We start from the raw sequence: 15,438 nt of genomic DNA on the forward strand, positions 1-15,438 counted from the left end.
AGCCGAACCGGCCGGGCATACTTCACGGGCTCGCGGGTGGGACCGAGGACGGAGCGAACGGGGACGGGGTGGAGACCTCGATGAGCGTCGCCGAAGACGACAACGCACTCGTCCGGCTCGCGCAGGCAGGTGATGCCGCGGCGCTCGGTCTGCTGCTCGCCCGGCACGAGGCGGAGATGCGGGCCGTGGCCGTGAGCCTGCTCGGCTACGGCCCGGACGCCGAGGACGCGGTGCAGGACGCGACAGTGGTCGCCCTGGGGCGGATCGGTGAGGTTCGCGACCCGGCGGCGGTCGGCGCCTGGCTGCGGACGATCGTCCGGAACAACTGCCGGATGATCCTGCGCGCGACACGGCCGCTGCCGGTCGCCGAGCCGGAGTGGTTCGCCCCGCCCGCCGGCTCGCCCACGCCCGAGGAGGCGCTGGACCGCGGCGCGCTGCGCGACTGGGTGTGGCACGCGATCGACGGGCTCTCCGAGCCCGACCGGCTGGTCGTCCTCCTGCGCTACTTCAGCGACGCCTCCTCGTACGAGCAGATCGCGACGCTCTGCGGCGTGCCGGTCGGGACGGTTCGCAGCCGGCTCAGCCACGCCCGACGGAAGCTCGCCGACGGGCTGCGCGCCTCGGCCGAGTCGGCGCACGCCGACACGGAGGTGACCTCCGACGCCCGGTGGCGCGAGGGCCGCGACATGCTGACCGCGGCGATGCGCGGCGAGTGGGAACGCGTGGTACGCGACAACTGGTGGCCGGATGCCGAGATGCTCGTGCCCGAGATCGGCCTGCGGGGCGACCGCGGCTTCGCCGTGCACGGCATGACCAAGGACCTGAACGACGGGGTACGCCAGCACCTGCGCAGCGTCGTGGCCAGCCGCGACCTGCTGATCTGGGAGACCGACCTGATCAGCCCACCGGACAACCCGGAGCACTGCCCGCCGGGGGCGCTCTGGCTCTACGTGCTGGACGAGGGCCGGGTACGACGGATGACCCTGTTCCACCCGGTCCCAGCGCGGCAGAACCAGCGCTCCACGGTCGCCTGAAAAAGATTCCCCCGCCGAGCGAACTTTCCCGCCCGCCGGTGCATCTGGTCCCCGGTACCAGTACGAACGCCCGCCTCGGCACCACCGCCGGGCGGGCCACCGATCGGGAGAGTCATGAATTCCACCAGTTCCGCCAAGCTCACCCAGGGGCGGCACGAGTTCACCGTCGATGGGGTCCGGCAGGTCTACCACGTCGCGGGCACCGGCCCGGTCTGCGTCGCGCACTCCGGCGGCCCCGGCATCGAGTGGGCGTACCTCCGCGCGCCGGGCCTGGAGGAGCACTTCACGATGGTGTACCTCGAGCCGGTCGGCACCGGCGCCTCGGGGCGCCTGGCGAGCCGGGACGACTACCGGCTGGACACCTACGTCCGGTTCCTGGCCGCCGTCGTCGAGCACCTCGACGTACCGCGGGTGCACCTGCTCGGGCACTCGCACGGCGGTTTCGTGGTGCAGCGGTACGCACTGGAGCACCCCGGACGGATCGCCGGTCTCGCGTTGTACGACACCTCTCCGGTGACCGGCGCCGAGTTCTGGGGCCTGGCCATGGAGGGGCTGACCGCCTACCCGCAGCGGTACCCGGGGAACCCGGAGGCCGCCGCGATCCCGGCCGCCTTCCAGCAGGCCGTCACGGCCACCGACGACGAGTCGCTCACCAACGGCCTGCGGCAGGCCATTCCGGTCTACTTCGCGGACTTCTGGGGTCGCCGGGCGGAGTTCGGCCCGTTGGCGGCCGCCGTCCGGGCCTGGGCCGAGCCGGCCTCGGCGCAGGATCCGACGCCGTTCGACGTACGGGACCGGCTCGGCGAGATCACCACGCCGACCGTGGTCATCGTCGGCTCGCACGACTTCATCTGCGGCCCGCGCTGGGCGGAGCTGCTACACGAGGGCATCAAGGGCTCGCACCTGGCCGTCCTGGAGCAGAGCGGGCACTTCGCGCACGTCGAGCAGCCGGAGGAGTTCACCCGGGCTGTGACGCAGCTGCTGCGGCACTGACCCGCAGCGCGTCGCCCCCGGCACCCCGGGGGCGACGCGCTTCCCGGGACCGGCCACGACTTCACCGCGCCGACCACGCCCGATCGCGATGGCCGATGGAACCGTCCGGCGAGACGGAGGTCGGGTGGGCCGGCTCGGGCGCTCAGGCCACCGGGGCCGGTGCGAAGGCGACCTCCGCCGTGTCGACGGTGCCGCCGCTACGGCCCGGCGCGCTCTGGAACTTCCAGTAGAGGTTCGTGTGCGCGATCACCTGGGCCGGCGGCGGGGCGCCGTAGGCGCTGAGGTCCTCCGTCGTGTGCGCGTCGCCGACCAGGGTCACGTCGTAGCCGCGGACGAAGGCCCCGTGCAGGGTCGACCGGACACACGCATCGGTCGCGGCGCCCGTGACGACCAGCCGACCCACGCCCCGCTCGGCGAGCAGCGCCTCCAGGTCGGTGCCCTCGAACGAGTCGCCGTAGTTCTTGTGGACCAGCGGCTCGCCGTCGCGTTGGACCAGCTCGGGCACGTAAGCCCAGCTCTCGCTGCCGCGCACGAGCTCCTCGTCGGAGTGCTGCACCCAGATCACCGGCACGTCCTCGGCGCGGGCCCGGTCGAGCAGGACATTGATGTTCGCGATCACACCGTCACGGTCGTGCGCGTTGGCCACCACCCCGTTCTGCACGTCGATCACGAGCAGCGCGGTGTGCGGCCGGTCGGGCAGGGTCGTCATGGCAGCTCCAGGTTCTCCTCGCGAATCCGTGGTCGGATCCGGTGGGCGGGCGCGTGCCGCTCACCGTACGCCCGACCACCGACAGCCCCACGTCGTGACCGGCCCGAGGGCCGGAAGCCGCGTACGATTTCCCAGGTGAACAGCGATCCCGCCTTCGCGCAGCACCTGCGTGACCTCGCCCGGCTGCGTCGCGTCCGCGACCGGATCGATCGGGAGTACGCGCAGCCGTTGAACGTCGAGGCGCTGGCCCGCGGGGTGAACATGTCCGCCGGGCACCTCAGCCGCCAGTTCCGCCTCGCGTACGGCGAGTCGCCGTACGCGTACCTGATGACCCGGCGGATCGAGCGGGCCATGGCGCTGCTGCGGCGTGGCGACCTCAGCGTCACCGAGGTCTGTTTCGCGGTCGGCTGCTCGTCGTTGGGCACCTTCAGCACGCGCTTCACAGAGCTGGTGGGGGTGCCGCCGAGCAGCTACCGGGCGCGGTCGGCTCCGGTGGCGCCGGAGATGCCGTCGTGCATGTCGAAGCAGGTGACCAGACCGATCAGGATCCGAGAAGCCCAGGTCGGCGGTGCGCAACTAGCCTGACCGCCATGGACATCAGCATTCACTACGCCTTCCTCCCGCAGACCGACCCGGACGCCGCGCTGGCCTTCTACCGCGACACCCTCGGCTTCGAGGTCCGCAACGACGTCGGGTACGACGGGATGCGCTGGATCACCGTCGGTCCGGTCAAGCAGCCGGGCACCTCCATCGTGCTGCACCCGCCGGCCGCCGACCCGGGCATCACCGACGACGAACGTCGTACCATCCTCGAACTGATCGCCAAGGGCAGCTACGGCGCCGTCACGCTGGCCAGCGACGATCTCGACGGGGTGTTCGAGCGACTGGTGGCCAGCGGCGCCGAGGTCGTCCAGGAACCGACCGAGCAGCCGTACGGTGTCCGCGACTGCGCCTTCCGCGACCCGACGGGCAACCTGGTCCGGATCAACGAACTGCGCTGAGCCGGCGGCGACCGTTGCCACGACCCGGCGGCGACGGTTCGCCGGCACGAAGGTGAATGCACCGGCCCCGTGAAGCCGGACATACTGCACTGAACCGATCAGATCGATGCAGGCCAGGCCGATCTCAGTGCGCGAGGGCGGCCCGGCCGGACCGAGGGAGACACCATGAGCAAGGCCACGAGGACGGGCACCCAGCCGCCCGCGTCGCACGTTGCCGACCGCCACGAGCTGATCCGCGTGCAGGGCGCGCGCGAGAACAACCTCAAGGACGTCAACGTCGAGATCCCCAAGCGCCGGCTGACGGTCTTCACCGGCGTCTCCGGCTCGGGGAAGAGCTCGCTGGTGTTCGGCACCATCGCCGCCGAGTCGCAGCGGATGATCAACGAGACCTACAGCGCGTTCGTGCAGGGCTTCATGCCGACGCTGTCGCGGCCGGAGGTCGACGTACTGGAGGGTCTGACCACGGCGATCATCGTCGACCAGGAGCGGATGGGCGCCAACCCCCGCTCGACGGTCGGCACCGCCACCGACGCCAACGCGATGCTGCGGATCCTCTTCAGCCGGCTTGGGCAGCCGCACATCGGCTCGCCCAACGCGTACTCCTTCAACGTCCCCTCGGTGAAGGCCACCGGTGCGATCACCGTGGAGCGCGGCGTCGGCAGGACGAAGACCGAGAAGGCCACCTTCCACCGGCTGGGCGGGATGTGCCCGCGCTGCGAGGGGATGGGCTCGGTCAACGACATCGACCTGACCCAGCTGTACGACGACAGCAAGTCGCTCAACGAGGGCGCGCTCACCATTCCCGGCTACAGCATGGAGGGCTGGTACGGCCGCATCTTCCGCGGCTGCGGCTACTTCGACCCGGACAAGCCGATCCGCAGGTACACCAAGAAGGAGCTGCACGACCTGCTCTACCGGGAGCCGACCAAGATCAAGGTAGAGGGCATCAATCTGACCTACGCCGGGCTGATCCCGCAGATCCAGAAGTCGTTCCTCGCCAAGGACGTCGACTCGTTGCAGCCACACATCCGCGCCTTCGTGGAGCGGGCCGTGACCTTCACGACCTGCCCCGAGTGCGACGGCACCCGGCTGAGCAAGGAGGCCCGCTCGTCGAAGATCGAGGGGAAGAGCATCGCCGACGTCTGCGCGATGCAGATCAACGACCTGGCCGGCTGGGTCCGGAACCTCGACGAGCCCTCGGTCGCCCCGCTGCTCACGGGGCTGCAGAACCTCCTCGACTCGTTCGTGGAGATCGGCCTGGGCTACCTGTCGCTCGACCGTCCGGCGGGCACCCTCTCCGGGGGCGAGGCCCAGCGCACCAAGATGATCCGGCACCTCGGCTCGTCGCTCACCGACGTGACCTACGTCTTCGACGAGCCGACGATCGGTCTGCACCCGCACGACATCCAACGGATGAACGACCTGCTGCTACGGCTGCGCGACAAGGGCAACACCGTGCTGGTGGTGGAGCACAAGCCGGAGACGATCGCGATCGGCGACCACGTCGTCGACCTCGGGCCCGGCGCGGGGACGGCCGGCGGCGAGGTGGTCTTCGAGGGGACCGTCGACGGGCTGCGGGCCAGCGGCACGCTGACCGGGCGGCACCTCGACGACCGGGCCGTCCTGAAGCAGACGGTGCGGACGCCCGCCGGGGTGCTGGAGGTGCGCGGCGCCGGGACCCACAACCTGCGGGACGTGGACGTCGACATCCCGCTCGGCGTGCTCGTCGTGATCACCGGGGTGGCGGGCTCGGGCAAGAGTTCGTTGATCCACGGCTCGGTGTCCGGGCGGGACGGGGTGGTCACGGTCGACCAGACCGCGATCCGTGGCTCGCGACGGAGCAACCCGGCGACCTACACCGGCCTGCTCGATCCGATCCGTAAGGCGTTCGCGAAGGCCAACGGCGTCAAGCCCGCGCTGTTCAGCCCCAACTCCGAGGGCGCCTGCCCCACCTGCAACGGCGCCGGCGTCATCTACACCGACCTCGGGATGATGGCCGGCGTCGCCACCACCTGCGAGGAGTGCGAGGGCAAGCGGTTCCAGGCATCGGTGCTGGAGTACCGGTTCGGCGGCCGGGACATCAGCGAGGTGCTCGCGATGCCGGTGACCGAGGCCGAGGCGTTCTTCGGCGTCGGCGACGCCCGCACGCCGGCCGCGCACGCCATCCTCGACCGGCTCGCCGACGTCGGGCTCGGCTACCTGACCCTCGGCCAGCCGCTCACCACGCTCTCCGGCGGCGAGCGGCAGCGGCTCAAGCTGGCCACCCACATGGCTGAGAAGGGCGGCGTCTACGTCCTCGACGAGCCGACCACCGGGCTGCACCTCGCCGACGTCGAGCAGCTGCTCGGGCTGCTCGACCGGCTCGTCGACGCCGGCAAGTCGGTCGTCGTCATCGAGCACCACCAGGCGGTCATGGCCCACGCGGACTGGCTCATCGACCTCGGCCCCGGCGCCGGCCACGACGGTGGCCGGGTCGTCTTCGAGGGCACCCCCGCCGACCTCGTCGCCGCCCGCTCCACCCTCACCGGCGAGCACCTCGCCGCGTACGTCGGCGGCTGATCGAGCCCGCGAGCGCCTCGGCCCGGGTCGCGCCCGACCCGGGGCGGGGCGTGCTCGGCTCGAGCGTCGGCGGCGACGCGCGTCGATCCGCCTCGACGCCGAGGGGCTGCCGGCGGCGCCGGCGGGGGCAGGGCGACGCCAGGCCACCCCGCCGGCCGCCTCGGACCCGCCGCCGAGGCTGATAGAATGTGAGCGTGGGACTGATTGAGGTAGACAGAGCCTAGCCACCGAACTGCCGGTGGCTTTCACTCGTGTGGGCCTCGCCCACGCCAGTGAACGATCTTTTCCCACGCACCCGCGTGTGAGTCCGCCCCTCTCGGGCGTCGACACCGCCGCGTGCGTCTCGCCGGCACGTTCGCACCGTACCGACCCTGGTCCCGGGTACGTGACGGCGAACGCGCGACTTCGACCTGCCAGGTACGCAACCTCCTCCGGCCCGATATCCGGGTAGCGGCGCCTCGCCGCAGGACGGTGGCACCTCGGCATCCCGTCGACTCTCTCGCCGCATGGGCGCCCGGCTCCGTGGTCGGTAGTTCCGCCAACTCCGCTGGCTGCACCACCCACGGCTACGAGAACCGATCCCCGTCACGCCTACCGGCGGTCGACGGGGAGGAAGAGGAACCACCACTCATGTCTACGAAGTCCGCCGTCACTCTCCGGGATCTGACCTTCGAGTGGCCCGACGGCACCGTCGCGCTCGCCGGCGTCACCGGCACCTTCAGCGCCGGCCGGACCGGGCTCATCGGTCGCAACGGCGCCGGCAAGTCCACCCTGCTCCGGCTCATCGCCGGTAACCTGCGGCCGACCGCCGGCCAGATCGAGACCAGCGGTGAGGTCGGCTACCTGCCGCAGACGCTCACCCTGCGGCAGGAGACCACCGTCGCCGAACTGCTCGGCATTCAGGGGATCCTCGCCGCGCTCAGGGCCATCGAGGCCGGCGACACCGACGAGCAGCACTTCGATGCGATCGGCGACGACTGGGACATCGAGGCCCGGGCCGACGAGGCGCTGCATCAGATCGGGTTCGCCGCCGCAGACCTCGACCGCCGGGTCGCCGAAGTCTCCGGTGGAGAGGCCATGCTCATCGCGATCACCGGGCTGCGAATCCGGCGCACCCCGATAACGCTGCTCGACGAGCCCACCAACAACCTCGACCGCGTCACGCGCGGAAAGCTCGCCGAGTTCGTCGACCAGTGGCCCGGGACGCTCGTCGTCGTGAGCCACGACCTCGAGCTGCTGGAGCGCATGGAGCACACCACCGAGCTCTACGGCGGCACCCTGGAGACGTTCGGCGGCCCGTACAGCGCGTGGAAGGAACACCAGGAGCAGGAGCAGGCGGCCGCGCAACAAGCCGCACGCTCAGCTCAGCAGGCGCTCAAGGTGGAGAAGCGGCAACGTATCGAAGCCGAGACGAAGCTGGCCCGCCGTGAACGGACGGCGAAGAAGACCCAGAAGGACGGCGGCATCCCGAAGATCCTCGCGGGCAACCGCGCCAGCAAGGCCCAGGCATCCGCGGGAGCGCTGCGCTCCACTCTCGACGACAAGGTCCGGGCCGCGCAGGCCGCCCTCGACGTCGCGGACGCGCGCGTCCGCGACGAGGAGCACATCCACCTCGTCCTGCCCGACCCGGACGTCCCGCGCGGACGGCGCCTGGTGGAGTTGGCGGACGAGAACCGGACCATCGTGATCCAGGGCCCGGAGCGGGTGGCGCTGATCGGTGCGAACGGCGCCGGGAAGTCCACCCTGATCGATCGACTGGTTCAGCGCGCCGAGCCGACTCCCGGGCGGCCGCACGGTCGCCTCGTCACCGACCTCGTCGGGTACCTTCCGCAACGCCTCGACGGGCTCGACGACGACGCCAGCGCGATGGAGAACGTGCAGGCCGTCGCTCCGGGCACGCCGGCCGGCACCATCCGCAACCAACTCGCCAGGCTGCTCCTTCGGGGTGACAGCGTGGACCGGCCCGTCCGCACTCTCTCCGGCGGGGAGCGGTTCCGAGTCTCGCTCGCCCGGCTCCTCCTGGCCGAACCGCCTGCCCAACTGCTGATCCTGGACGAGCCGACGAACAACCTCGACATCGCGAGCGTCGAACAACTCGCGGAAGCCCTCGACGCGTACCGTGGCGCCCTCCTCATCGTCAGCCACGACTTCGCCTTCCTCGACCGGATCGGCGTCGACACCGTCGTCGCGCTCGACGAGAACGGACGGATGAATCAGCGCCGGGGCCTGGAGGCCTGACCGCTCCGCGGAGCACGCTTCGACGAGCACGCTTCGACGAACGAGCGAGGAGGTGGGTCCTCATCGACCCGCCTCCTCCTTCGCGCAGGCAGGACCGGCTCCGGGCTCGACGCCCTTCGCCCGGTTCGTAGACGTGTCGTGGGACACAACTGCGCGGTGGATCCGTTCCTGCTCATCCCGGCTTCACCGACGATTCACGCAACGGGCCCACCGGCCTGACTAGCGTCGCGACCGATCGAACGACCGAGCCCGCCGAGTCGTGTCGGGACACCCGCGCGCCGACCTGGGGCTCGTACGAGATGAGGGTCGCATGGAACTAGACCGCAGGAAGTTCATCGCCATCGGTGGCGCCGTCACCGCGGCAACCCTGCTCCCCGGCGCCGCCGCATGGGCGGAGGCCGGCGACGAGGCCGCGGCCGGCGAGCGCAAGCCCGGCAAGGACGGCGGACCGGAGGGTGTCTGGCTGCCGGGTGACACCCACGTCCACGACGACCACTCGTCGGACGGCAGCGCGCCCCGCCAGCTGTCGGACCAGCGCGATCCGGGCAACCTCCCGGTCAGCGAGCAGATCGGCTACGCGGAGACGGCCGGCCTGGCCTTCCTGCCGCTGACCGATCACCGCACCTTCGACCAGCACTGGGACCCGCTGTGGCGCTCCGAGAAGCTGCTGCTGCTCACCGGTGAGGAGGTGAACGGCTCCCCGCACTCGGTGGTCCTCGGGGCGGTCGACACGGTGGTGGACGGCGCCAACCCGCCCGGCTCGGCCGCGTTCCGCCACGTCCAGCAGTCGATCTGGGACACCCATGCCCAGGACGCGTTCTGGTCCGTGGCCCACCCGGACGACGGGGAGTACACGCCGGCCGCCGGCCCGAACGACAACGCGAGCGTTCAGGGCGTCGACGCCGTCGAGCTCTGGAACGCCAGCAGCAACCCCGACGTCGAGATCGAGTACGCCGAGAACCGCTGGAACCACGGATTCCGCTTCGGGGGCGTGGCGGCCAGCGACAGCCACTTCAAGGAGCTGCGCCCGAACAGCGCCCCCGGCAAGCCCACCACCTGGGTCTTCGCTGCGGAGCGGACGACCCGGGCCATCCTCGACGCGCTGCGCGCCGGTCGGACGACGCTGACGTACGGAACTGGTGGGGCGTTCGCCACCATCGAGGCCGACCTCGACGGCGACGGCCGGTTCGAGGCGATCGGCGGCGACGAGGTGATCGTCAGGAGTCGCTCCCTGCCGAAGCGGGCCGCCCTGCGGGTGCGGGTCAGGGCCGGTGTCGGCACGCGGGTGCTCGTGTACGCCGCCCCGGGCCGCTCGGCCGGGCCGATCGCCACGTACGAGCCCACGAAGGACGACCAGAGCTGGCAGCTTCCGCTCACGCTGACCGGTGACCAGACCTGGTACCGGGTCGAGGTGCGGGCCCCGGGTGAGCTCTCCGGCCGGGAGGCGGACCCGAACCTGCCCGACCAGCTGCGCGCCGCCACGTCGCCGATCTTCGTCTCGGTGAAGCAGGCCGCCGTGCCGGCCCCCGAGATCGCGCTCCCGGCGCCGAACCGCACGAACGACCGGGCCGAGCTGGCGGTGGGCGAGCCGGGCGGGTTCGCCGGCTTCGCCGACGTCGCCGTCGACGGGCAGGTCAGTCACGTCGTCGCCGAGGTGCACGAGGAGCACCGGACGTCGGTGGTCTACCGCCGCCTCGACCGGCACGGCAACCCGCACAGCGACAAGACCGTGGTGCTCTCCGGGGACTCCGGCACGGCTCGCGCACCCCGGGTGGTCGCCTCCGGCAAGGACGTCTGGGTGGTGTGGCAGGACGCCCGCGGCCAGGAGCAGCCGCACCGGCCGGGCATCTGGCTGCGCCACAGCCAGAACGGCGGCCGGAGCTTCGGGTCAGCCGAGCGGCTGAAGACCGGGCAGGGTCGGGCCGAGCACCCCGCGCTCGCCCTCCTCGGCGGCCACCCGGTGGTCGCCTGGGCGGAGAACAGCGGGGGCGCGTTCGACGTCCGCGTCCAGGTCGTCGGCGTCGACCACGAGCCGGTCAACGTCTCCGCGGCCGGCAAGGTGATCGTCGCGGGCACGGCCGCCGACGCGCGGTCGCCGATCCACCCGGCCTCCCTCTTCCCCGCGCTCGCCGTGACGAAGGACCAGCGGGTCGTCGTGACGTGGCAGGACAACCGGTTCGACCCCGACGCCGGCTGGACCGGTCACACGCCGCCCGCCGGGCAGCCCGCGAGCGGCGGCACCAACCCCGACAACTGGGAGATCATGGCCTCGGTGCGGGCCGGCAAGGGCAAGAGCTGGGGCGCACCCGTACGGGTCAGCGGCAACGACGACGCGGCCGACCGGCACCCGGGCGTCGCGGTGGACCGCGACGGGGCGTACGTCGTCGTCTGGGAGACCAAGGCGCTCTCGGCCTCCGGGGTGAACCTGTCGCTGCGGTCGAGCCGCTCCACCGACGGCGTGACCTGGTCGGCGGCCGAACCCGTCGCGCTCGACCCGAACGCGATGAGCCAGCGGCCCCGGGTCGCCGCCGACCCGGACGGCACTGTGCGGGTGGTCTGGTACGACTCCCGCTCCGCCGACTGGCGTTGGAAGGTCTTCACTTCTCGGCGCAACTCCTCGGGCTGGACGCCGCCGCTGCAGGTGAGCACCCTCGGGAACAACACCTGGCCGGCGGTGGACGAGGGAGTCGTCGTCTTCACCAGCGACCGCCGGGCCACCCGCAGCCAGCGCGACCGGACCCAGGAGATCTACCTGGTTCGGCAGGGCTGAGCCGATCCGGTCGGGGCGGTCGGCGGGCGCGCCGGCCGCCCCGACCGGGGTCCCACTCCGATCACGACCCGGACGCCGTCGCCGGCCGAGACCCTGGTCGCCGAGGCGGCGTGAGCGACGCGCCTCCCGGGCCGGCGGGTGGCGCCGGACCGGGAACCCGTCAGGTCAGCGGCGACGGTGACTCGGCGTTCGGCACCAGCAGCCGGGGCGCGCCGGAGCCGTCCGCCGGCACCGCGAAGACATCGGGGCGACCGTCGTCCTGGCGGAGGGTGTAGGCGAGCGTCGCACCGTCCAGCCAGGCCGCCTGGTCGTCCACGCTCCGCGTCTCGGCGGTCGGCGTCACCCGCATGGTGGCCAGGTCGAGCACCGACAGCCGCCAGCCCTGCTGCGGGTCGGCGTCGATCGCCTCCTTGAACGCGAGCCGGGTGCCGTCGGGTGAGAGCGACGGGCACTCGACGTTCTCCTTCAGCGTCTCGACCCTCCGCGCGGCGAGGTCGCCCCGGACGAGGTACCGCTTCCCGCCGGTCGACATCGTCGCGTAGAAGACGTTGTCGTCGGCGGTGAACGTGACACCCCAGTAGTTGACGTCGGCGCTGCGGTACGGCTTCCCGTCGCGGGTCACCGCGAACTCCTCCAACGACATGACCGTGCTGCCGCTGCGGGTGTCGAGGATTCCGGTGCGGGTGGAGAAGCCGCTGGCCGTGTAGGAGTCGCCGCCCACGAAGGTCGTCCAGGAGATCATCCGGCCGGAGGCGGAGACCCGGGCCCGGTTGGGCAGGCCGGGGATGGCGACCGAGCGCTGCTGGCGCAGTGCCGAGTCGAGTACGACGACCCGGTACGACCAGGCGTTCTCCGGCCCGAGGCAGACTCCGGTGCCGGCCGCCGCGTACACCCGCAGGCACTCCAGGTCGGAGACGGTACGCGCGCCGCCCGGGTCCGTGGCGGCGACCGAGGCGACGTGCCGGTCGGTGATGGTGAGCAGGCGCGCCTGACCCGGCTCCAGGGTGACCGGGCCGGTGTCCGCCCCGGCGGTGGCGGCCGGTGACGCGGCCGGCTCGGTCACGAGGACCGCGTAGCCCGTCGCCACGACACCCAGCAGCACTGCCGAGCCGACGGCCACACCGATCTTCGCTCGGGTCGAGATCGCGGTCATCAGGAAACCTTCCGGGGGACGGGACGGTACACGGGGGCGAGCATGAGCACGGTGAGCAGGAGGACGGCCGCGACGGCCACGGCGGCGACCCGGATGGCGTTCTCCGGTCCCCAGGCTTGCCAGGCGAGACCGAAGAGGACGGACGAGACGAGGTAGGCGAGCGCCTGCCCGGTCTGGACGAGCGCGATTCCGGTGGTGCGCAGTCGCGGCGGCAGCACGGGGCCGGCGAGCGCGATGAGTACGCCGTCGGTGGCCGCGTAGAAGGTGCCGTAGAGGGCCAGGGCCAGCACGAGCAGGGGCCAGCCGGTGACCGGACCCGCGAGCAGGAGGTAGGTGACGCCGAGCGCGGCGTACCCGCCCAGCATCACCGGGAGCCGGCCGATCCGGTCGGCGAGCAGGCCGATGGGGGTCGCGAGCAGCAGGTACACCAGGCTGGTGCCGACCGCCAGCAGCGGGAACCAGGTGAGGTCCACGTTCTCCCGACGTTGCAGCAACAGGTAGACGAAGCCGTCCCCGACGGTGGCCAGCCCGAGCAGCGCGGCGGCCACCACGAGCCGCCGGGCCGGCCGGTCCCGCAGCAGTCCGAACACCTCGCGGACGCCGGGCTTCTTCCCGTCCTGGTCGTCCGCCGTGGCGTCGGTTCCCGGCCCGGTGCCGCGGGACGCGTCGACGGCCGCGGCGTCCACCGTCGGCGTGTCCCGTTCGCGGACGAAGAGGACGAGGACGACGACGCCCAGCGCGGCGATGCAGAAGCTGGTCACGAAGACCGCGTCGTACGACCGGCCGACGGCGAGCAGCACGGCCATGGCGACGAGGGGGCCGAGGAACGCGCCGACGGCGTCCATCGTCCGGTGCACGCCGAACGCCCGGCCCAGCGACTCCGGTGGGGTCGACGCCGTGATGAGCGCGTCCCGAGGCGCGCTCCGTACGCCTTTGCCGAGCCGGTCGACCGCGACGACCGCGCCGATCAACGGCACGGACCGGCCGGCGAGGAGCAGGCCGAGCTTCGCGACCGCGGAGAGCGCGTACCCGAACCCGGCTACGAGTTTGGGTCGCCGGATCCGGTCGGCGAGGAAGCCACCGACCACCCGCAGCAGCGCGGTGGCGCCGGCGTAGACGCCGTCGACGACTCCGAAGGCCAGCGGGCTGAGCTGCAGCCCCAGCACCAGGTACAGCGGCAGGACCGCGGTGACCATCTCGGCGGAGACGTCGGTGATCAGGCTGACCGTCCCGAGGGCGACGACGTTGCCGCTGACCAGGGCGATCCGGCGGCCGGATCGACCGCTGCCCGCCTCGGGCGGATCGGTCTGCGGCCGGGAGACGGTCGACAGGTACACGGGCGTCCCCTTCGGATCGCGACTGACGGTCGCCTATCGTGCGGCCGCCGCCGACCGGCCACAACGGACCGGCGGTGCCGGGCGGACGTGCACGTGGTGAACATCGGCGCAACAGCGAGGTGTTCGCCTCCACGGATGAGTTGTTCACCCGCCGGTCAGAGATCGGCCCATCGACCTACCTACATTCCATCCGCTTCAACCCCCGACCCTCGAGAGGGAGGCTCTGGATGGGCATTCGCCTTTCCCGTCCGTCGGTGACGATGGGGACGGTCGCGGTGCTGGTCGCCGCCACCGCCGCCGTCGTCATGACCGGCGGCACCTCGGCCTCGGCGGCCACGGCCACGTTCAAGCCGGTCGCCGACACGTACGTCCAGAACGACACCACGTCCACCAACTACGGAACGTCGACGCAGCTCGTGGTCGACAACTCGCCCGTGCGGCGGATGTTCCTGCGCTTCACCGTGAGTGGGGTCAGCGGCACCGTTACCAGCGCCAAGCTGCGGCTGCGCACGATCAGCGGTAACGACGGCAGCAGCGCCGGCGGCACGTTCCGGGCCATGTCGAACACGACCTGGTCGGAGACGGGCACGACCTGGGCCAACCAGCCGAGCATCGACGGCGCGACGCTGGGCTCGATCGGCTCGGTCAGCGCCAACGGCTGGTACGAGGTCGACGTGACGTCCCACGTCCGGGGCAATGGCACGTTCAGCTTCGGCGCGACCTCGTCCAACACGGACGGGGCGTACTACGACTCCCGCGAGAGCGGTGCGGACGCGCCGCAGCTGGTGATCACCACCGGCACCACGCCGCCGCCCTCGGGCGACCCGGTGCTCGTCGGTGTCGGTGACATCTCCGACTCGGGCTCCGGCGACACCGCGACCGCGGCGCTGCTCGACAACATCTCCGGCACGGTCTTCACCACCGGTGACAACGTCTACAGCAACGGCACCGCCTCCGAGTTCAACTCCTACTACGCGCCCACCTGGGGCCGGCACAAGTCGCGTACCCGGCCGTCGCCCGGCAACCACGACTACAACACCTCGGGCGCGACCGGCTACTACAACTACTTCGGCTCGCAGGCCGGCCCGAGCGGGCGGGGCTACTACTCGTACGACCTCGGCAACTGGCACGTGGTGTCGTTGAACTCGAACATCAGCATGTCGGCGGGCTCGGCGCAGGAGCAGTGGCTGCGGGCGGACCTGGCCGCCAGCACCAAGCCGTGCACGCTGGCGTACTGGCACCACCCGCTCTACACGTCGAGCTCCAACCACGCGCCGTCGACCTCGACGCGTCCGCTCTACCAGGCGCTGTACGACAACAACGCCGACGTCGTGGTCTGGGGTCACAACCACGTGTACGAGCGGTTCGCGCCGATGAACCCGAACGGCGGGTACGACGCCGGCCGGGGGCTGCGCAGCTTCGTCGCCGGGATGGGCGGTGCCGGCCACTACAGCTTCGGCACCATCCAGCCGAACAGCGAGGCGCGCAACAGCTCGGCGTACGGCGTGCTGAAGTTCACGCTGCACGCCAACAGCTACGACTGGCAGTTCGTGCCGGTCGCCGGGCAGAGCTACAGCGACAGCGGCACCGGTTCCTGCCACTGACGCGCCCCGCATCCGCCGGCGCGGTCACCCGAGCGGTGGC

At 71.7% G+C, this 15,438-nt stretch carries 11 protein-coding genes; 8 read left to right on the forward strand and 3 right to left on the reverse strand.

The features are described 5' to 3' along the window. Positions 1-80 precede the first annotated feature (80 nt). Complete coding sequence (locus D7044_RS05005) at positions 81-1,034, forward strand: RNA polymerase sigma factor (protein WP_120688228.1); 954 nt, start codon at positions 81-83, stop codon at positions 1,032-1,034. 114 nt (positions 1,035-1,148) lie between these two features. Then, entirely contained in the window at positions 1,149-2,027 is an 879-nt protein-coding gene (locus D7044_RS05010) for an alpha/beta fold hydrolase (RefSeq protein WP_120688108.1), read from the forward strand. Positions 2,028-2,169: 142 nt separating this feature from the next. Here the strand turns inward: D7044_RS05010 and D7044_RS05015 are convergent, their stop codons facing one another. Further along, positions 2,170-2,736, reverse strand: a complete 567-nt coding sequence (locus D7044_RS05015; protein WP_120682692.1) for a cysteine hydrolase family protein — start codon at positions 2,734-2,736, stop codon at positions 2,170-2,172. A 135-nt stretch (positions 2,737-2,871) separates the two neighbouring features. Here D7044_RS05015 and D7044_RS05020 point away from each other — a divergent pair, with 135 nt between their 5' ends. The 5 genes from D7044_RS05020 (at position 2,872) to D7044_RS05040 (ending at position 11,304) form a co-directional block, all read left to right on the forward strand. After that, positions 2,872-3,321 carry a helix-turn-helix transcriptional regulator gene (locus tag D7044_RS05020; RefSeq protein WP_120688109.1) on the forward strand — a complete coding sequence of 150 codons (450 nt, stop codon included), beginning with the start codon at positions 2,872-2,874 and terminating at the stop codon, positions 3,319-3,321. A gap of 5 nt (positions 3,322-3,326) precedes the next feature. After that, on the forward strand, positions 3,327-3,737 hold the full coding sequence (locus D7044_RS05025; protein WP_120682696.1) for a VOC family protein: 411 nt from the start codon (positions 3,327-3,329) through the stop codon (positions 3,735-3,737). Positions 3,738-3,902: 165 nt separating this feature from the next. Then, positions 3,903-6,296 (forward strand): ATP-binding cassette domain-containing protein, encoded by a 2,394-nt coding sequence (locus D7044_RS05030; RefSeq protein WP_120688110.1) that lies wholly within the window; start codon positions 3,903-3,905, stop codon positions 6,294-6,296. 630 nt (positions 6,297-6,926) lie between these two features. Next, positions 6,927-8,534 (forward strand): ABC-F family ATP-binding cassette domain-containing protein, encoded by a 1,608-nt coding sequence (locus tag D7044_RS05035; protein WP_120688111.1) that lies wholly within the window; start codon positions 6,927-6,929, stop codon positions 8,532-8,534. Positions 8,535-8,844: 310 nt separating this feature from the next. Next, positions 8,845-11,304, forward strand: coding sequence for a CehA/McbA family metallohydrolase (locus tag D7044_RS05040; protein ID WP_120688112.1), 2,460 nt, complete (start codon positions 8,845-8,847; stop codon positions 11,302-11,304). Between the two features lie 160 nt (positions 11,305-11,464). Here the strand turns inward: D7044_RS05040 and D7044_RS05045 are convergent, their stop codons facing one another. Together D7044_RS05045 and D7044_RS05050 are read right to left on the reverse strand one after the other, a co-directional pair. Then, on the reverse strand, positions 11,465-12,457 hold the full coding sequence (locus D7044_RS05045; protein ID WP_120688113.1) for a TolB family protein: 993 nt from the start codon (positions 12,455-12,457) through the stop codon (positions 11,465-11,467). Then, the gene (locus tag D7044_RS05050; RefSeq protein ID WP_120688114.1) at positions 12,457-13,794 is read right to left on the reverse strand and encodes an MFS transporter; all 1,338 of its coding nucleotides are present in this window, start codon (positions 13,792-13,794) and stop codon (positions 12,457-12,459) included. The genes D7044_RS05045 and D7044_RS05050 overlap by 1 nt, the downstream gene beginning before the upstream one ends. A 227-nt stretch (positions 13,795-14,021) precedes the next feature. Here D7044_RS05050 and D7044_RS05055 point away from each other — a divergent pair, with 227 nt between their 5' ends. Further along, positions 14,022-15,398: a CBM96 family carbohydrate-binding protein gene (locus tag D7044_RS05055; protein ID WP_120688115.1), complete on the forward strand. Its 1,377-nt coding sequence runs from the start codon at positions 14,022-14,024 to the stop codon at positions 15,396-15,398. Positions 15,399-15,438: the final 40 nt, after the last annotated feature.

It is taken from the genome of Micromonospora musae (assembly GCF_003626635.1).
Classification (GTDB): domain Bacteria; phylum Actinomycetota; class Actinomycetes; order Mycobacteriales; family Micromonosporaceae; genus Micromonospora; species Micromonospora musae.